This is a genomic window from Singulisphaera sp. GP187 (genome assembly GCF_900129635.1).
Classification (GTDB): Bacteria; Planctomycetota; Planctomycetia; order Isosphaerales; family Isosphaeraceae; genus Singulisphaera.
Genome location: NZ_FSRB01000003.1, coordinates 23,148 through 41,672 on the forward strand (window position 1 = coordinate 23,148; position 18,525 = coordinate 41,672).

Consider the following 18,525-nt stretch of genomic DNA (forward strand, 5'->3'; position numbering starts at 1 on the left):
AACTTGGCGTGATGGAGGTTTCTACGTCCTTTTTTCATGACGAGTCACCCGTGTTGAAACCAGGGAGCGCCCTCGAAGCAAGCCACGCGGGACGGCGGTTTCCACTCCATCGGAGGAGCCCTGTGACGGGACATCCCACCGACTCCTGGCAAGTACTCTCACTCCAATCATAGCCCGCCGCAAAAAGTAGACCAAATCAATCAATTCAATCTGATTGTGAGATCCTCCTAATAGTAGCGAATTTGCGGATTGTCCGGACAAGTTGCGATCTCAGGATCATCCGGCCCGGCGATTCGCGAATCGCGGCCCCTTTTTTTCGCGTTGCCGATCAACTTGCCAGCTCATACCGCTGAATTCCTTGCATTCCAATCGAACCCCTCAGCATCAGAGGCTTGAATTCGGACCGAGAGTTCACTCTTGTCGACCCTGACCGCAGCCCGATATCGTTGAATGGAACGAGGATGCGAACGCTTCGGGGGCACCTCGCGAGGACGTGCCCGCTTTGAACTCGGAGGGATCATTGCTTGAATTCGATCGTTCGATCAATCGTCGCACCGCGCTCCGACGCACGGTCGGTAGCGTACTGGCGTGCGGCAGTGGGATCGCCTCGTTGGATTCCAACGCTCCGGTCCAGGCCGCCGAGGCGGAGCTCATCGTCCGAAATTCGCGGCCCCTCGATCTCGAAACCCCGGTGACCGCGCTCGACGGTTGGCTCACCCCGAACGACCAGTTCTTCGTTCGGAGTCACCTCAGCACGCCGGCGATTGGTCTCGCCCCCTGGAGCTTGGAGATCGGTGGGCTCGCCGATCATCCGCGCGCCTGGAGTCTCGACGAGCTTCAGAAACTCGAGCAGGTCAAGGTTCCGGCCGTCCTCCAGTGCGCGGGAAATGGTCGGGCCTATTTCCGACCCCGGCTCCCCGGCGTGCAATGGGAGAAGGGGGCGGTCGGCCATGCGGAGTGGTCTGGGGTCCGGCTCGTGGACCTGCTCGAACGCGCGGGGTATCAGCGCGGCGCGGGGCACGTCCACCTCCTCGGCGCCGATCCGCCCCCCTCGCCCAAGACGCCGCGGTTTCTCCGCAGTCTCCCGATCGAGCGTGCGATCGCCCGCAACACCTTGATTGCCACGCACATGAACGGGGAGCCTCTGCCATTGCTCCACGGGGGACCGATGCGGCTCGTCGTCCCCGGATGGACCGGAAATCACTGGCTAAAGTGGTTACGTCAGATCAGCGTGGCGAAGGACGAAGCGCCGGGAACGTACCAACAGACCGGCTACCGGATGCCCAGGTCCCCTGCCCTCCCCGGCGCGGTGTTGAAACCGTCCGACCTTGTCCCCCTCACGGTGATGAACGTGAAGTCGTTGATCACGGCGCCTGCGAATGGCTCGGTGCTCAAACCGGGGAAAAACGAAGTTCGGGGCGTGGCCTGGACGGGCGAGGGGCACGTGACCAAGGTGGAGTACGCCGTCGGCCCGAACGCGCCCTGGCGACCTGCGACGCTGCAAGGCGAACCGCGTCAAGGAAGCTGGCGGACCTGGAAGTTTGCCTGGGAGACAGCTCAACCCGGCGAACACACCGTGCGGGTGCGTGCCACGGATTCCAACGGCGAGACCCAGCCGGAGTCAACGCCCTGGAACCGGAGCGGCTACTTGTGGAATGGGATCGATCGACTGACCTGCGAGGTGCGATAGATGGAGACATACTCATCCCCGAGGCGGTCGACCTTGAGCCGTCGCGCCTTCCGCCCGGCATTCATTCTCGGGCTGGTTGGCCTGGTCGTGTCGATCCCGGTCTGGTCGGATCGATCGCTCGGCAGCGGTCCTCCCCCGGCATTGAGCTTGGCCCTGGCCCGTCTCGACGACGCTTCGGCCCCTCAATCGCCACCGGGAGCCAGCCAGGACGAAGAGGAGCAAGAGCTCGCGCAATTGGCCCTACGCAACAACTGCCTGATCTGCCATTCCGAAGAGATGGTCGTTTCGCAACGTCTCACTCCCCCGCAATGGAAGGCGGAAGTCGAGAAAATGATCGGCATGGGATCTCCCCTCCCCTCCGAACAGACTGGACTTCTCATTACTTACTTGAGTGAGCAATACTCAGATTCAACTCCCGCGGTCCCCCCGGCGCGGATCCGATACCCCGAGGCGCTTGCGCGGACCAAGCCAACGACGTCGGAAATTCCTCCGCACGGAAGCCAGGCCGATCGCGGTGCCCCACTCTTCGCCGCACATTGCGCGGCCTGTCATGCTCCTTCAGGGCAAGGGCTGGATCTGGGACCGAACCTGGTCGAAGTGGCGACCTTGCTCCGTCCGGCCGACTTCCTTGACGTGGTCCGAGCCGGTCGGCATCGCATGCCCGGATTCCAGATGGTCCTCAATCAGGAACAAGAAAACGATATCCTCGCTTGGTTGCAGTCGAAACGGTACGCAACCGGTCAGTAATCGCATTGATCCAGGCCGGCTTGCGAAGACGACTTCTCGTTGGGAATCACCCCAGCGGCCTGCATTCAGGCCCTGCGGTAGAACAGCCGGCCCGGCGGGCCGTTGGGAATCACCCCAGCGGCCCGCCGGGCCGAATTCATTCACCCAAGAACCGGTGCGGCCGCGAGATCAGGGCGTGTGGCTTGGGACCTCTGCCCGGGGTTGAGCAAAACGAACGGGTCCTCCGGCCGATCGACCAACTCGGACTCGAGGATCGCCCGATCAATGGCGAGCTTGGTCTTTCGAAATATCGGGGCATTGTAGCCGACGTAACGGCGGACCAGTTCCGTCCAGCCTACCGCGATGCCGCCACAATCCAAACATTCGAACACATACATGAATTCACGTTTTTGCGAACCGGAAAGGGGCGAGTGTGGCCGACCACCGTGGTTCCGCCGTCGGGATCGGCATCGGGATCGGCGTCGGAGACGCAGTGAACGCCATATCTGACAAGCCGGTCGAACTACGCTTTACACCTAAGGCAACAGGAGAAAAATGACATGGCATTAGCGGATACGCGAATACGTCAACACACTACTCCATGAAATAAACTCGCGTCTTCTTGCCTTCATTACGATTGGCGGGTATTGTCGTTTTTTCCTAAAGTCGTGCCAAAGATCGCCGCGAAAGTGCCAACCTTAGTGGCTCCAAACTCCGTTCAACCTCTCAGGTCGCTGAATCCAGCGTTATCCGCTGGGTGATCGCGGTCGGAGTGCGAGTGTTCTTTATGTATCCAAAATACACAATTCGCACGAAGGCGATACAGCATATGTTGTCCATTGAACGCTATGAATCTCGCCAGCATACCCGACCCAACGGCTTTACCCTCATCGAAATCTTGTTGGTGATCGCCGTGATCGGCCTTCTTGTGGCAATGCTACTGCCAGCGGTGCAGGGTGCACGCGAAGCCGCACGCCGTGCGTGGTGCACCAACAACTTGAAACAAATGGGATTGGGGCTCCACGCCTATCTCTCCGCCTTCGATGTGCTTCCTAGCGGTCAGGGTGGAAGTGGACAATCGGTACAGGTTGCGATCTTGCCATACCTTGAGCAATCCGCCCTGTATAATTCGATCAACTTCGCTCTCGGCGTGGGCCACCTCGAGGCGAATCGTACTCTCGCACAGACTCGCGTCGCGAGCTTCCTGTGCCCATCTGATGCGGCGATCTGGCAGCAACCCTCATCTTCGAGTTACGCAGCGAACACGGGCGATTGCTTCTATTTCGGCAAATATAATGGCCTGTTTTCAAGTATAGGTGCCGCTCCGGTGCATGTTGCTCCGCGGGATATTACTGACGGGATGAGCGAAACGGCGGCCATGGCGGAGTGGCTGGTCCTCGTTCCGGATGTTCCCGATCGACGTCGCCTCTACTTCCAAGCGAGCGAAGCGAGAGTACCGTTGGATGTCGATCAATTTGCAGCTTCATGTCTTGCGATCGGCGGAAATCCCACCAACAGTACCAAAGTAAAAGTGAAAGTGAAAGGCACTGATTGGTTTGTCGGGCTATGGTCTAACTCGATCTACGATCACGCAGTTCCTATCAACGGTCCAAACTGTACTGCTCTCTACTACCCAGGGTTCGTCGGGGCCTGCAGCGCCGGAAGTCTCCATCCTGGCGGAGCCAATGTTCTCATGGGCGACGGGCATATTCAATTTATTAAGGAAGGTACAAATGGAAAGGTCTGGCGTGCTTCAGGCACCCGGAATGGAGGAGAGGTGATTTCCTCCGACACCTTCTAACGTGACAAGGGCAAGCATTGCACTGTGGACCCTGGCGTCAGAAGCTGGTAGATTCCCTAGATTCACCCAAGAGGCCCACCACGACGATCTCTCGCGCCCATCTCGTCGACCCCGATGTCACACGATGGTATCACTGCGTCACTCGATGCGTTCGACGCGCCTACTTGCTCGGCGAAGGCGGTTCTGACCGCAAGTTGTGGATCGAAAACCGGCTTCAGGAGTTGGCGGGCCTCTTCTCCATCGCCGTCGGCGGGTTCGCCGTCCTCGATAACCACCTCCACGTCCTGGTCCGACTCGACCCGCAACGCACCGGCGCCTGGTCTGTTGAGGAGGTCGTACGTCGCTGGGCCGGCTTTTTCCCCCGCGCGATCAGGCGCGACAGCCACTCGAGGTCTCCCAGGCCTGGGTCGAGGGGCGGCTCAAGGATGAAGGCTGGGTCGCCACCGTTCGACAGCGTTTGCAGAACTTGAGTTGGTTCATGAAGTGCCTCAAGGAACCACTGTCGCGGCTGGTCAATCGCGAGGAAGGGGCGTGCGGGGCGTTCTTGAAGGGTCGCTCATACTACCTCCATTCTCCTTGTTTGACGAATTGAAAGGCACCAGTGCCTCGGGCTGGCACAGAGATGCGCCTCGGCAAAACAACTATCGGCCGAATTGAGTAGTCACAGCATTTAAGAATGCTGATAATAGTTCCAGCCTTCAAACGGGCTCTCCATCGAGGTCAGCAGGATAGTGCCGGCCCTTGCGACTCAACGCGACCCTGCATTCGAGTCGTTTCAGTTCCCGTTCGTCAGCGTGAGGAATCCACACGCCGTCAAACGGCCGCTCAAGCGCCTGCACCCATCCGCATCGTACCCAATCTTTCAACTTCTTCACCCGGATTCCCAGCCGCTCTGCCCGCGCGTCCGCCGACCATCGCGGCGGTTGTGGGCCCGACGCGTTTTCGCCTTCCGCCTGCCCCGCCAGACGCGGAAACAGTGAGCGGACCACGTCGGCCGTGAACGCTCCTCGTTGTTTCGGCGTCCGGAAGCCTTCCGCATTGAGCTGCTCGGCGATCCGCGGCGCCCGCCAACCGGCCCCGCGCAGCGCACCAAGGCGAGCCAGCAATTCCTCGTAATTGTCGAGTTGCTCATATGCAAACACTGCGCGGCATAGCTCGTGCCGGCTCTCAAAGCCTCCCGCCCATCGGATCGCCACTGCTGTCTGCTGCCCCGTGCTACGCCTGGTGACCTCAACCCGCTCGATCAGGCAGCGCAACATCTCCTTCCGCTCGCCTGCAGTCGTTTCCGGCGCGTGCCAGAGCATGGGGATATCATGACTCAACGCTTCCAGCACGCACCGCTCCACAGCCCCTAACTTGATCAACTCCTCGTGCTCCAACCGATCGCAAGCATCCTGGGCCGCGCTCTGGTGCTTGAGGGCCGCTTCCCAGTTCGCTTCCAGGGTGCGGGCCACGAGCCGATTCTCTGGCTCGATCGCCTGGTATTGACGCTCGGCACGCTTTACCTCGTAGGTGGCACGTTCCAGGTTCTGCCGCAGTTGCGTCCCGTGCTGCCGGCGTTGCTCGCTGGCGTGCTCGATGGCGCACAAGCTGAGCTCGATCGCTGCCGGCGATAGCGCTTGCAGAAGCTGCTGGGTGACGAGTTCGTCGAGGCCCCGCGCAGGGAGACCGCCATAGACTTCGTCAGTCGCCGCGAATCGCCGTCGCGTGCAGGAGTAGCGACCTTGACGGATCGTTCGATATTCGACCAGCATCTTGCGGCCGCAGCGCCCACAGAAGAGCAAGCCGGCCAACAGCGCCGAGCCGCCGCCAGGCGTTCCCTTCGTTATCGGCCGGCGCTGGTTTTCGAGCATCAGCGATTGGTTCGCCAGATACTGCTCCCAGGTGATGTAAGCCGCGACGCGGTCGTGCAACAGAACGGTCCATTCCTCGGACGGGCAGTGGTGGCGGCCCTGGGTCATCCGACCCGTGGGATCGACGTGGGTCTGCGTCTGGCGCCGTCCCCATGAGTACGCACCGGCGTAGAGCGGATGATGCAGCGCCGTGCTCACGATCGTCACCGTGGCCGTGCGCCACGCAAGTTGGCCGGCGCTGTCGCGCTTTGGCAGTTTCACGTCGTGCCGCCGCAGGTCCCGCACCACGGCGTAAGCGGTCCCCAACTCCAGGAACGCATCGAAGAGCCGTTGGACCGCGGCACGGACTTGCTCGTCGGGATCGAGCGTGACGGCGCCGTCCGGCAAGAGCACGTAGGAATAGGCCGGGAATAACCTCCGTGGTTGGCTTCAGTTAGGATGTCAGACCAGATGTTTGGAGGGAGTATACGGGAGGGTCACATGGAAGCCTACGCACCGACAGTCCAACGGATGATGAAACGGCTCTTCGGCTCGTTGAAAGAGAACGACCGGCGGCGGTATGCGGCGATCGAGGCCGCGAAGTTGGGGCACGGCGGGGTCGAGTACATCGCGGGTGTCCTGGAGTGCGATCCGAAGACGATCCGGTTGGGCCTCGGGGAGTTGGAAGGCGAGGACGACCTGGACACGGGCCGCACTCGCAAAAAAGGGGCGGCCGGAAACGGTTGATCGAGGTCGACCCGGCGGTCGAAGCGAACTTTCCCAAGGTCCTTGAGGACCACACCGCGGGCGACCCGATGCGACTCGAAGTGAAATGGACCAACTTGTCGCGGCGCCAGATCGCCAAGCGGATGGAGGAATTGGGGACACGCGTCAGTCGCGACATCGTCTCGAAGTTGCTCCGGAAGCATGGTTACCGCAGGCGGAAGGCGGTGAAGAAGAAGACGATGGGGCCGCGCCACCCGGATCGCAACGCCCAGTTCGAGAATATCTCCCGTCTCAAGAAGAGGTACTTGAAGGCCGGCTTGCCGGTAATCAGCATCGACACGAAGAAGAAGGAATTGCTGGGCGATTTCCAACGCGACGGGGTGATCGATACTCAAGAAACGATCGTGGTCAACGACCATGACTTCGGGAGCATGGGCTCGGGTACTGTGATCCCGCACGGGATCTACGACGTGGGGCGGAACCTTGGATTCGTCCACCTCAACACCAGCCACGACACCAGCGAACTGGCCTGTGACAGCATTGCGGCTTGGTGGGAATACCACGGTCGGTTGGCCTATCCCGGGGCAAAGAAACTGCTGGTGCTGTGCGACGGCGGAGGTAGCAATAGTGCGTCGAGATATGTATTCAAGGAGCAACTTCAGAAGTTGGCGAATCGGCTGGGCATCGAGATCCGAATCGCCCATTACCCGCCGTACTGCTCGAAGTACAACCCGATCGAGCACCGCCTCTTCCCGCACGTGACGCGGGCCTGCCGCGGGGTGATCTTTCGAACGTTGGAGACCGTCCAGTACTACATCTCCAAGACCGAGACTGCCACGGGCTTGAAGGTGGCAGTGCGAATCCTTGAGAAGGTGTATCAGACCGGCATGAAGTGCGCCGAGGGATTCAAGGAGGGCATGAAAATTGTCTTCGACAAAGTCCTGCCCAAATGGAACTACCGGGCTCTCCCCAAACCAGCATGAAAACGGGAAGTTATTCCCGGCCTATTCCTAAGCCATGGTGCCGACGTCGAAGCTAGTACGATCATAGACGATAACATGACTGCGTTGATGGTTGCCGCTAAATGTGGGAACCTTGCGGCGGTTCGAATCCTCTTAGAGCACGGAGCTGACGGCTTTCGCCGGGAAGGAGTTTGGAATGAGAATGCTGCCGGCTATGCCCGATTGAAAAAACATTTCGAGGTAGTCGTCGAGTTCATAGAGCACAACCGGACTGCACCCCATTAATCACTCAGGCCAGCAGTACAATGCAGGTCCTTGCTGTACTGTTGCTCTGCGCATCAGACGGTGACGAACCGCTCGCGGGCGAGGAGCGAGGCGCCGAGGATTCCGGCATCATCGCCGAGCGCCGCTCGAACGATTCGGATCTTCCCGTCGGGATCGGTAATCATGTGGCGCCGTGCCGAGGCCCGCACCAGATCGACGTAGGAATCGCCCAGGGCGCCCGCCACGCCGCCGCCGATGATGAACAGTTCGGGGCCGAGGACGTTCGACAGGCCACTCAGGCAGACGCCCAGGTAATGCGCGGCGCGTTGGACTTCCCTAATCGCGACCTGGTCGTTGCGCGCGATCGCGTCGGCAAGTTCACCGCTCTTGAGTCGTCCCGACTTCTTGGCCAGTTTATCACTCAAGACCGAAGGGTGTCCCTTGCGGATCGCCTTCGAGATTCGCCGCGCGATGGCCGTCCTGCTGGCGAGGGCTTCGACGCAACCATGAGCGCCACAGCCGCATTTCGGGCCGCCCGTCTTCACGATGATATGCCCGAGCTCACCGGCATTGCCGGTCGACCCCGTGAAGATCTTGCCATCGACGATCAGGCTGCCGCCGATTCCGGTACCGACGAACGCGGCGACGATGTTTTGATAGCCGCGGCCCGCTCCCAGGCGAAATTCGCCGTAGCCACCGACCCGGACATCATTTTGAAGCAAGACCGGACGCTGGAGAACCGCCGAGAGGTCGGGACCGAGCGGGAAGTTCCGGACGTTCATGTTGGCGCTGAAGAGAACGACGCCCGTCTCGGGGTCGAGCGGACCCGGAGATCCGATACCCGCCGCGGCGATGTCGTTGCGTGTGAGACCGGCACTCTTGAGCGCGTCGTCCACGCACTGGACGATGGTCTGAACAATGGCGGGTCCCCCCTCTTTGGCCGGGGTTGATCGCTTGCTACGGCCGAGGATTTGGTTGTCGGCTCCGACGACCCCCGCCAGCGTTTTGGTGCCTCCCAGGTCGATTCCGACCACGAAGGGGCCAGCCCCCTGCAATGACATTCGCTCTCGCTCCTAAGTGGCCGGCGCCATGCCTATCCAGGCAAGATGTAACGCTGGGTATCCGGGCGATGTTAACCGATTACGGGTTGGGGGGGGAGTCGGGCGACCGCATTTTTCTCGCCGGTTCCCGCGCGTCGCGGATCACCTGTCTGAGTTCCATGCGCAAGTCTCCAACCAGCGGAGCCCGCGCCAGCTTGATCGCATCGGAAACCGCTTCGTTTTCCCCCAGTTCTTCCGCCCATCGTGTCAGCCGATCGACGTCGGACAAGCCGCACTCAAAAAGCCATTTCGCGAACCGGGCGATCTGAAACGGTTCAAATTCATCGACGCGGAAAATGAACCAGGCGACGAAGCGATAGCGGTCCGCCGTTTCGAGCTCACCCAGGGGGAGGACGTGCTTCCAGCCGGCCAGACTTTGCCAGCAGGAGGTGCTGCCGATCCCCGTTCGATAGAGGGCCGAGAGCGCTTCCAGGCAACGCCAACGGGCTGCCCCCTGGCGCGAGAGAAAGGGCGATTCTCCCGGAGCCCGAGAAGCCGCGTGTCCGGGCGAATCCGGGAGGGCCAAGCCCTCATCATCGGCCCTGTATTGTGCCGGCCGGTTGGGCCGCATCCAGTTCTGCACGGCGGTCAGCCCATCCTCGGGCAACGGCGCCATCGGGGAAAGCGTCGCGAATGCGTCCCGCAAGTCATGACACGCATCCGGATCGTCGTTCGCGTGCCACCAGAGAATCGAGCCGAGCGATTTCAGGTCGGCGGCACGCGCCGCAACGGTGGCGGCCAGTGTCGGCCCGTCGCAGACGTTCAGCCAGACCTCGAAGAAGCGGCCGGTGTGCATCCCTTTGGTGAGCGACTTGTCCCAGACCTGGAGACTTTCCAGTCGGGCCGGAATCGATTTCCCCACCAGTTCCCGACGGACGTCGGCCGCAAGGAGACGCCACGCCCGATCGTTCTGGAGCAGGAATTGCCGCGTGCTCCAGACGTCGAACCCGGGACCAGGCCGTCGCATCAACTCGGCGCTGATTTCGGCCGCCAGGCTGTTGGCCTCGAAACCGTCGTCACCTCCGCCGGTCGTCGTTGTCAGACCAAGCCGGTCGAGCAGTCCGACGAGCTGATCGAACCAGGCCGTGGGATCGGCGCGAGCGTCCAGGAGCGGCTCCGCGAGGGCGCGGGCCAGTCCCGCAAGACCGGGCTGCCCGGCATCGAACGCCCCTGGCCATGAGTCGCGGCAGGTGTCGAGGGCGAGGTGCAGCGCGTCAGTCAGCCCACCGCCCATGTGCCGAAGGATCTGGCCAAGGATCGCTCCTCGCTCCGTGGCGGGAATCACAGGGAGCTTGATATTCAGAAGTGAACGGGCATCGCCGGTTCGGAGCACTCGTGCATACTGCTCGCACTCAAGGATCCGCGTCTGCTGCGCGTCGGAAAGTTCCCCTCGAGCCCGGGCCTGCTCGACCCACCGCGACAACCCGAGCTGTCGATATTCCTTGCTGAAGAGCCGCTTCAGGAGGTCGAGGCCCGAGGGCGTCCGGTCCAGGTAGACGCCGGCCCAGGCCGAGTCGCAGGGACGGTTTGCCTCCGGGAGCGGAAGCAGAACCTGCTCCACGCCCCAGCAAAACGCGTCATCGGGGAGCGTGGAATCACGGGCGATCTCGAGCACGGCGGTGGCGAAGCAGCGCTGTAACGGGGCCGGCACCAGCTTGTGGAGCGACTGCCAACCTGCCTGGTTCATCGGATCCGCGAACGCACGCCGCAAGAACGGCTTGAGCCAGACCTTCGCCAGCTCCCCCTGACGGAGCGCCCACCGCAAGACGATGGCGACGGTACGGGATCCGGCCGGTTCGAGCGCCCGGGCGAGCAAGCCGGCCATCTCCTCGCGTGCCGAGGGCGCTGTCGACGCTTCGGCGGCCAAGGCGTCGAGCACGGCTGGGAGCGACTCGGGCAGGTTGAAGGCTTGCCCCAAGAGGCTTCGAATCGGTCGCGTGTCCTGATTCTCGAGGGCGTCGACCACGGCGTTTCGAACGCCAAGGGGGAGCAAGAGCGCCCGATCGCTCGAAGGCAACGACTCGAGCCAGCGGAGTGCCTCTCGGGCTTCGGGGTCGGGCAGCATGCCGATCAAGGCGCGCACGAACCCAGGGCGGGCCGCTGCCGGCGCCGAACCGAGCGCCGCTTCGATCAGAGAAAACCGCGCCTCGGGTCCCAGCGTGCGCGACCAGTCGGCGATCGTCTCACCCCAGGCCGCCGGCGCGTCCTCGGCAGTCCAAACCGACGACTGAGCGAGATGCTCCCGAAGCGCCAGCCGCGCTTCATTCGATCCAACGGCGGCAGCCTCCCGCCACCATGAGTGAGGACGTGTTTCCACGAGTTCCTCGGCCAGACCATGCCGGTTCGCCCAGGCGGTCAGACTCGCCAAATCCGCCCAGTCTTGCGGTAGCGCCGGCGTACCGGTTTGCAAATGGACCAAGCGGTCAAAGCCGTAGAGTTGGTTGAGCCATTCATCGGTCCAGAACAGGTGGGCACCGAGGTCGCGACCCGCGCGGGCGAGCTCGGCCCGCCGCCCGGTCTCCTCCCAGGCCCACCGGTCCGCCGCGGTTCGCCGAATGAGCCAATCCGCCATCGTCCTGGCCCAGGCGGCCGGCTCGAGGCGCGGCTCGATGACGCCCGAGCCGAGATCCGCCACAATTCCGTTGGCAAAGAGGGCCTGCCGATTCGGACGCGCGGCGTGGATCGACCCCTGAAGCCGGAACCCGGGAAGCTCCTCGGGGCGATCGTGGTAGGTCGAAAACGTGAGCGCCGGCCGCCAAGCCGCGGGGAAAGCGAGCGTCAGGAGCGCGATCCGATCGGCGAGTCGTTCGGCATCGTCGATCAGGAACAAGGTCCGCCCTTCACGCACGACCGTGGCCAGGCTCGTCAGCAGGCAAGCGAGCAGTGACGGATCTCCGCCTGGGACGAATTTGTCGAAGACGTCGAAACCGGGTGGGTCGCTCAGATCGGCCGCGCCTAACTCGAGGGGCGCCGGGGGCTCGCCTCGGCTCGGAAACCGGTCTGACCTGATCCAGAGCGGCCGATCGAACAGGCCTGCTGGCCAGTTTCCCAACGTTTCCAGCTCACGATCCTCAAGGAGAAAGCCGTGAGCGAAATGGCCTCCCGGTCTTCCCCAGAGCCCGCGCTCGGTTTCGTATTCATGGCTTCGTGGCGAGAGCCAGGCCACCTCGGCCTCGCCGCGCTCATTGCGACGATAACGAAGTGCGGCCGGAGCCATCGTCCGCGTCCCCGCCAGGAACGCACGCAGGCCCAGATGCCGAAAGTCACCCGAGATCGGGTAACCCGGGGTGAGCCGCTTGATCTGGAAACCATTACTCGCACCCAGCCCGTAGCCTATCGGACACTGCGTGTAGTAAATCTGCTTCATAACGACCATATTTCGCTGTAACCACATGTAATGTCAAGGGGTTACAGTCTAGATTCGGACAAGCTTCGCCGAACCCGGTTTCCCGCTTCGACACGATCGGTCTTCGCATCATCATTGGACCATCCCACGAGCGGTGTTAAGCGGCGTGGTTCCTTCCTGTGCGGCGGTCTTCGAAACAAAAAAACGACCCGAGGCCACGCGGGCTTCGGGTCGTCGTTGTTTCTGTAGTGAACAATCTATCAGGGGGCAATCGTGACGACCGCGGGGCCGTGAAGCAGGCTAGCCCAGGCGACGACGGCCTCACGGGTCAGGCGGACCGCGTTCGTCAGGCGGTTTTCCGCCCGGCCGGTCTCGTCGTCGGACGGGGTTGATTCTTGAATTTCGCCGGTTGCCTGATTCAGGGCAAGGGGCTCGCTGATTGGCAAGGCTGCGTCGAGATCGAGCGAATTGTCGCTGGAGTCGGGTTCGGATTTGGCAATCGTTGAGGCGTCAAGCGCGAACTGAATCACGGTTTCCTCGATCACCCCCTCGAACGCCAGGTCGAGTTGGGGAGTCGGGTTCGACGTTACCACGTCGACAGGATGGTTCAGGGCCGACTCTTCGGCCCAACCTTCAAACGCCAGTTCCGTAATGTCCGTGGAAATTGGGTCTTCAGCAATCACCGCGGCCGGTTCCGTGGGCAGGTCGATCGCCAGGGATTTCGACGGTTCGACGGCGGCGAGTTGGTCACTGTTCTTGACGAATTGGTCCATCTCACGGGTCTGGGCCGCGAGTGAGTCTTGAGCGAACAAGGCGACGGTCTCGTTGAGAGCGGCGGTAAAATCAACGTCGGAAACGGGGGCGGGGGTAGGGGTAGCGGCTGCCGTGGGCAGTGAGGGCTGGGCGGGGTCGGCGACAAGAACATAGCTCTCGTCGTCGGACTGTGTTTGCGATTCCCATTCAGCAAGGCGGGTATTCACCCAGTGCTGCGCGGTTCGGGCCATCGTATCCAACTCGCACCGAGTCGGCATGTCGAAACTCAGCCCGGCGACAAGACTCACCAAAATCAGTCGCAGTACCATCGGTCATTCTCCGCGACATCGAAGAGTCGTTTTTGGCAGATTCATCCGTTCAATGGGGTCATATGATGTCGCCCTTGGTGACCCATTGATCCTTCGCTGTTAAACATTTTCGACAGGGAAGACCTGATCCTTTAGCGACTTCAGGGGAATCAGGCAAAGAATCCTGCCTGCGGGAGGAGGGCGAGCTTCGTTCCGCGGATCTCCACTGCCGCGATCCCAGGCCGGATCTCCTGACTCGGAGGGAGCTTCGGTCACGTCGGAGCGAGCGCCGGGAGTGGTTTGGGGCCGGCCGATGAATGCCGCGTACCGCGGAGGTCGACCCCCAAAAAAAAGAGGGAAACCGATGGGCGAGTTACTTACCGGAAATGGCCGTGGTGAGGATGTCGAGACGGCACGGTTCTTGGAATTCGAGCCGAACGACGTAGCGGCGTCGGAGCGTGTTCCAACGGGCTTCGAGAACCAGAGCGGCGAGACTGCCCTGCGCGGACGTCCCTTCCAGTCTCATCCAGACAACCTGTCCTTGGTCCGGAGCCGTCGCGATCGAGATTTGCACGCCGCCCGCGCTGATATTCACGAGCTGAGCGTCGATCAGGACGAACTCATCCCCTGCCCACCACCCCACCCAGAGGCTTTCATTGACGGCCGTATAACGAGTCGATCCTCGACGATTTTGGCGGCTGGGCTCGGGACTTGGGGAACTTGTCGTCGTCGCTACCGCATTGGTGGTGGCGAGCGAAGTGTCAGCGGGTCGCTGTGCCGCGGGCGGACACGTGGACTCTGTCGGGCTTGGCACGTCCGAACGCGAGAGCGATTTCCACATAGCCAAGAAGCTCCCATTGCAGGACGGGGACTCCCCACACGATGTCAACTCATTCCACCCAAGCGAAATCCAGTTCAATGGATTGAAGCATAGATCGAAACGGCGAACGGGTTGAATCCAACCCGTGGCATCCGGCCATATGCGCATGGTCACGACCACCGCTCGGAAATACAAGAAAAAACGTGACCGGCCGCTCAGAAATCGATGAGTGCGTAAGGAACGAGCGCCATTCCATCGACGGTCCGACGGGGGTCGTCCCAGTCGGACGAGTTCCGTCGCTTGACGAGTTCGGACAAGGTGGCCGCGAGTCGATCGTTAAGTGCCGCCCTGGAGGTATCGTCGGCCTGGAGCAGGTCGGCCTGGGTGCGGTGGAGGAGACTCTCGGGCCGCGCGGGGGGAAGGCCCTGGCGACGGCGAAGGTGGTCGGCAAACGTCTGAGTCCCCCGGTCGGTCGCCAGGAAACTCGCCTCGCCGGCGGCGGCGGCCGTCCCGATCTCGGCCAGCTCGGCCAGGTCGCGTGCGGTCCCTTGAGCGGCAAGTTGCAGTTGGGTCAACTCATCAATGAGCGCGCCGAGCTCCTGGCGTGACATCAAGGTCTCAACTGACACGAGTGCCTGCCCGTCGCGTTGCTCGGCAATCCAGCCGATCCGCACCGACGGGGCTTTTCGCCCCTGGAATCGCGGGTCGGGTCGTGCGTGTCCCGAGGGCTCGCCGCTATGGAGGTCGACAAGCACCGGCGCAACCTGGTCGAGCGTCAGACCTTGGCTATTGACGTAATCGACGAGCCGCCCCTCCGCCTCGGCCGCGGCCAGTGCGGCGAGGTCGCGTGCGTGCTTGATCCGATCGTCGATGATCGACTGGAGCATGGCCACGAGTTGGTTGGCGTCGGCCGATTGCAGAGCGAGTGGCGGGACCGTCCGGGTGAAGCCCTTCTCCTTCTCGAGGGGCAAGAACGAGCCCTCGGCCAGGGTCTGCCACTGGGCGCGATAACGCGCCAGCTCCTGACGCGAAAGCGTTCCCGGTCGGTCGAGTGCGACGGTGGCGATCGTGATTCCCGCGTCCTTGGCTCGCTTGGCCAGAGCCTGGGCGCGCGCGAGGTCCTGGGCATGGTCGGGCGCGTCGCCGAGTAGCACGATCAGCTTCGTGGCGAGCTCGCCGGCCCGGCCCGTCGGCCAGTCGAGGTGGGAGGCGTCTGAACGGTCATCCGCGCCGGCGGGGAGGGCCTGGGCCAGCCCATCGAACACCGCCTCGTCGATCGAGCCGTCGCCGCGCCGGGCCGCGCTCAATGTCTCCAGCGCGGCCAAGAAATTGGTCGCACTCGTGAATCGGGTGACGATCCTCGCGGTATGCCCAAAGATCGGCGAGTCATCACGGTAATCGACCAGGGCGAGTCGGATCGTCACATCACGATGGCGATCGGCGGCATCGGCAACAAGCTGCTGAGCCAGCGTTCGGGAGGCGACGATCGTCGCCTGCATCGACGCCGTGGTATCGATCACGAAGGCGATATCGACGCGACGCAGCGAGGGGAGCAAGTCCTTCGGCGGCGTGGCGGGAGGCGGAGGCGGCGGCGCCTGGTCGCGAACCAGGCTCGCGACCTGAAAGATCGTTCGGGTCGAACCGTCCGGCTCGGGAATCGCACGCGACCCGAGGATCGGCATCCCGAGTGCGGGGATCCGCGAATCGTCGGTGCGCTCCTCCCCTTCCGTCGGACAGTGACCCGCGTGGCGCGGGCAAGGGCGATGAGCCAACACGTCGAGGAGACATGACTCATCACGGTAGATCACCAGCGCGGCACGTCCCTGACGCGAAGTCGGCCGAGCCATCAGCCGAGTGTCCCACTCCAGGACCGACGCCGCGGGAACCCAGCACGGCTCAGCCTGCCCGTTCGACCCGAGCTGGAAGGCGGTCGGTCGCTCTTTGGACGACTCTCCGTAAACGTACCGGATGGCAAAATAATCGAGCGGCGATTTGGCAAGCTTGCCGCCCTCCGGTTCGCTCTGACAGACGAGGTCCAAGTCTTTGATCAAGACCTTGCGCCTCAGCCCCTCAGATGTTCGCAAGATCCCGTCCGTCGGGACGGCGAGCGGCGACGCGACGTTCCGGGTGCGAGGCGGGAGTTCGGCCTTTTTCTTCGAGGCTTCGAGCGCGTGCGGAGCCGTCGATCGCTGGGTTGCGCGATCCGAAGCCAACCAGGTTCCGATCGCATACCCACCCGCAGTCAGCAGGGCGAACGCATAGAAGACCGGCATGCGATGAAGCGGAGGCATCGGCAGCAGTTCCCGTCGGAGGATTCAATGTCGGGCCGTTCCCGCACTTTTATGGTACGCTGTGACCGACCTCGCGAACAATTCCCGGAGGATTGTCCTGGAACTGGGGGCAGTTCGCACCAAAGCCCTGGCGGATTCGGCGGTTCCGATCCGGATTCACGCCTCCCCGCGTAGCCGACTATCTCGGAGGCTCCCATGAGCCGGTGGCGCTTGCTCCTCGCACTTGGATTATGTCACGCCTTCGTGAGCGTCCCCAGGGTCGCCCACGCGGTTGAGCAGGTCCGGCTCCTGGGCTGGGACCAACCCGCGGTCTTGTTTCCTGGGGGAGGCCGCGACTCGTTCGAGTTGACCGCGAGGACCGGGTGGCCGCGTGGCCTCACAGGCCGGTTCGCGATCCAAATCAAGTTGCCGCTCGGTCAGGTGGAAATCCAGCCGTTACAGATCGAGCCGGGGCAATCCCCGCGCCAAATCCTGGTCTACGTGCCGGCCTCGGCCGTCAGAAACGTGCAGCCCGCGGCCGTCGTCGTCCGTGTGACCGTTCTCGATCCGGCGACGAATACCGTGGTCAGCAATCCGCTCGAAGCGAGAATTGGCGACTTCCCCCACCCTCGCCCGGACGATTCGGAAGTGGCCGCGGGACCGTTCGGATGGGGAACCCCCCTGGCGGGTTCGCCCGGAGCGGCTCGACTCCTGCCACGTCCCGGCCCCTTTGACTTGCAGTTCGTCCGCGTGCCCGGCTCCGATAGCCAGCCTGGCTTCTTCATCGCCACCACCGAGCTGAGCAATGGCCAGGCCGATCACCTGCTCCCCGATTACGACCCCCGTGAGGACCGTTCCGACGAATTCGTGCTCGAATCCCCCGCGCAACCGGCGATCGGGCTCACGCCGCGAAAGGCCCAGGCCCTGCTTGCCCGGTTGGGGAAGATCGATCCCTCCGGAGTGGCTTACCGCCTGCCGACGGTCCCGAATGGAACCAGGCGGCTCTGGCCGGGCGCTCGACTCGATTCTGGTGGGGAGACGAACCGGAGCACGTTGAAGGCGTGAATTTCCTGGGAGCGGAACCGAGCCTCGCCGGAGATACCACGGCGCCGACGCGGCCCGGCACGCGTGAGCCACGGTTCCAGGCGAATCCTTGGCACTTGTTTCACACGTTCGGGAACGTCGCCGAATGGGCGACCACCACGCCGGCAGGCTTTGCTCGGCTGGGCGGACACTTCCGCACCGAACCGGCCGAGGCCGATGCCAAGGTCGAAGTGACGACGCCCGACTCGACCGGCCCGGATCCTTATGTCGGCGTGCGTCCCGTGTTCGAGCTCGATGCAAGGGCCGGGTCGGAGCTCGCACGCAAGGCACTCGCGGGAGATCCAAGGCTGGCAAAGCTCCAACCGCAGTTCGACCCCGATCGCGCGACGGTGACGCTCCTCGGGACGCTTACGGAATCGAGTTGGCGAGCCGAAGCCGACCGGAGGCTGGCGTCACTCTGGTTCGTCGCGGCGGTCGAGAACCGAGTCGAGACCCCAACCTTTGCCAAGGGACAACTCGCTCGGCTCGGGGGACTCGCTGGACCGGTCCGAAGGATTACCCCGTTGGGCCGCTGGTTCTACGAGGTCCCGCTCGAAGTTCGCTGGTCCGACCCGCTGCCCGTGACGGGATCGGAGTGGTGGGTCAACGTTTACCTGCCGGGTGGGGGCCACCTGTCGCACCGCCTGGCGTCGACCGAGCCCGATCGATCGCGGCGGTTGACGGTGCTGATCGACCGGTCGCGGATGGCGGCCGCGGGGCTTGCGGCGGATGCTCCGGTCTCCGTCGCGCTCAGCCTGGCAGGGGACGCGGCAAACCCGGCCGATCCTCGCGTCGTCAGCAACGTCGTCCCGGTCCGCTGGCAACTGAAATGAGCCGGCCGCAG

Annotated in this window: 16 protein-coding genes; 8 read left to right on the top strand and 8 right to left on the bottom strand. The window is 62.9% G+C overall.

The features are described 5' to 3' along the window. Nucleotides 1–520 precede the first annotated feature (520 nt). Nucleotides 521–1,690: a sulfite oxidase gene (locus BUS42_RS36055; RefSeq protein WP_074317445.1), complete on the top strand. Its 1,170-nt coding sequence runs from the start codon at nucleotides 521–523 to the stop codon at nucleotides 1,688–1,690. Nucleotides 1,691–1,723: 33 nt separating this feature from the next. Further along, nucleotides 1,724–2,437, top strand: a complete 714-nt coding sequence (locus tag BUS42_RS36060; RefSeq protein WP_254054037.1) for a c-type cytochrome — start codon at nucleotides 1,724–1,726, stop codon at nucleotides 2,435–2,437. Between the two features lie 140 nt (nucleotides 2,438–2,577). On the opposite strand, the gene BUS42_RS36065 is transcribed toward BUS42_RS36060, so the two are convergent. Beyond that, nucleotides 2,578–2,814 carry a hypothetical protein gene (locus BUS42_RS36065; protein WP_074315818.1) on the bottom strand — a complete coding sequence of 79 codons (237 nt, stop codon included), beginning with the start codon at nucleotides 2,812–2,814 and terminating at the stop codon, nucleotides 2,578–2,580. A gap of 389 nt (nucleotides 2,815–3,203) precedes the next feature. Between BUS42_RS36065 and BUS42_RS36070 the strand changes: the two genes are divergently transcribed. Continuing rightward, the gene (locus BUS42_RS36070) at nucleotides 3,204–4,217 is read left to right on the top strand and encodes a DUF1559 family PulG-like putative transporter (RefSeq protein ID WP_083671177.1); all 1,014 of its coding nucleotides are present in this window, start codon (nucleotides 3,204–3,206) and stop codon (nucleotides 4,215–4,217) included. A gap of 62 nt (nucleotides 4,218–4,279) precedes the next feature. Here BUS42_RS36070 and BUS42_RS36075 read toward each other — a convergent pair whose 3' ends face one another. Together BUS42_RS36075 and BUS42_RS36080 are read right to left on the bottom strand one after the other, a co-directional pair. Then, nucleotides 4,280–4,603: a hypothetical protein gene (locus BUS42_RS36075; protein ID WP_074315820.1), complete on the bottom strand. Its 324-nt coding sequence runs from the start codon at nucleotides 4,601–4,603 to the stop codon at nucleotides 4,280–4,282. A gap of 312 nt (nucleotides 4,604–4,915) precedes the next feature. Continuing rightward, nucleotides 4,916–6,463 (bottom strand): recombinase family protein, encoded by a 1,548-nt coding sequence (locus BUS42_RS36080; RefSeq protein WP_074315822.1) that lies wholly within the window; start codon nucleotides 6,461–6,463, stop codon nucleotides 4,916–4,918. Between the two features lie 87 nt (nucleotides 6,464–6,550). On the opposite strand from BUS42_RS36080, the gene BUS42_RS44510 reads away from it, so the two are divergent. The 3 genes from BUS42_RS44510 to BUS42_RS46800 are packed head-to-tail and all read left to right on the top strand — an operon-like array spanning nucleotide 6,551 to nucleotide 8,022. Continuing rightward, nucleotides 6,551–6,796, top strand: a complete 246-nt coding sequence (locus tag BUS42_RS44510; protein WP_074305070.1) for a hypothetical protein — start codon at nucleotides 6,551–6,553, stop codon at nucleotides 6,794–6,796. Then, on the top strand, nucleotides 6,793–7,758 hold the full coding sequence (locus BUS42_RS36090; RefSeq protein ID WP_074315826.1) for an ISAzo13 family transposase: 966 nt from the start codon (nucleotides 6,793–6,795) through the stop codon (nucleotides 7,756–7,758). Before BUS42_RS44510 ends, BUS42_RS36090 begins: the two co-directional genes overlap by 4 nt. 12 nt (nucleotides 7,759–7,770) lie before the next feature. Further along, nucleotides 7,771–8,022 carry an ankyrin repeat domain-containing protein gene (locus BUS42_RS46800; RefSeq protein ID WP_083671180.1) on the top strand — a complete coding sequence of 84 codons (252 nt, stop codon included), beginning with the start codon at nucleotides 7,771–7,773 and terminating at the stop codon, nucleotides 8,020–8,022. A 53-nt stretch (nucleotides 8,023–8,075) separates the two neighbouring features. On the opposite strand, the gene BUS42_RS36100 is transcribed toward BUS42_RS46800, so the two are convergent. The 5 genes from BUS42_RS36100 to BUS42_RS36120 all read right to left on the bottom strand — a co-directional run bounded on the left by BUS42_RS36100 (nucleotide 8,076) and on the right by BUS42_RS36120 (nucleotide 16,619). Next, nucleotides 8,076–9,062 carry an ROK family protein gene (locus BUS42_RS36100; RefSeq protein ID WP_074315829.1) on the bottom strand — a complete coding sequence of 329 codons (987 nt, stop codon included), beginning with the start codon at nucleotides 9,060–9,062 and terminating at the stop codon, nucleotides 8,076–8,078. A 79-nt stretch (nucleotides 9,063–9,141) separates the two neighbouring features. Beyond that, nucleotides 9,142–12,468 carry a GAP1-M domain-containing protein gene (locus BUS42_RS36105; RefSeq protein WP_254054038.1) on the bottom strand — a complete coding sequence of 1,109 codons (3,327 nt, stop codon included), beginning with the start codon at nucleotides 12,466–12,468 and terminating at the stop codon, nucleotides 9,142–9,144. Nucleotides 12,469–12,707: 239 nt separating this feature from the next. Continuing rightward, a complete protein-coding gene (locus BUS42_RS36110) occupies nucleotides 12,708–13,529 on the bottom strand; it encodes a hypothetical protein (protein ID WP_074315833.1) in 822 nt (273 codons plus the stop codon). Between the two features lie 352 nt (nucleotides 13,530–13,881). After that, complete coding sequence (locus tag BUS42_RS46805; RefSeq protein WP_254054039.1) at nucleotides 13,882–14,151, bottom strand: PilZ domain-containing protein; 270 nt, start codon at nucleotides 14,149–14,151, stop codon at nucleotides 13,882–13,884. Between the two features lie 392 nt (nucleotides 14,152–14,543). After that, nucleotides 14,544–16,619 carry a VWA domain-containing protein gene (locus BUS42_RS36120; protein WP_074315838.1) on the bottom strand — a complete coding sequence of 692 codons (2,076 nt, stop codon included), beginning with the start codon at nucleotides 16,617–16,619 and terminating at the stop codon, nucleotides 14,544–14,546. 195 nt (nucleotides 16,620–16,814) lie between these two features. On the opposite strand from BUS42_RS36120, the gene BUS42_RS45720 reads away from it, so the two are divergent. After that, the gene (locus BUS42_RS45720) at nucleotides 16,815–17,663 is read left to right on the top strand and encodes a hypothetical protein (RefSeq protein ID WP_254054040.1); all 849 of its coding nucleotides are present in this window, start codon (nucleotides 16,815–16,817) and stop codon (nucleotides 17,661–17,663) included. Next, a complete protein-coding gene (locus BUS42_RS45725) occupies nucleotides 17,603–18,514 on the top strand; it encodes a hypothetical protein (RefSeq protein ID WP_254054113.1) in 912 nt (303 codons plus the stop codon). The genes BUS42_RS45720 and BUS42_RS45725 overlap by 61 nt, the downstream gene beginning before the upstream one ends. Nucleotides 18,515–18,525: the final 11 nt, after the last annotated feature.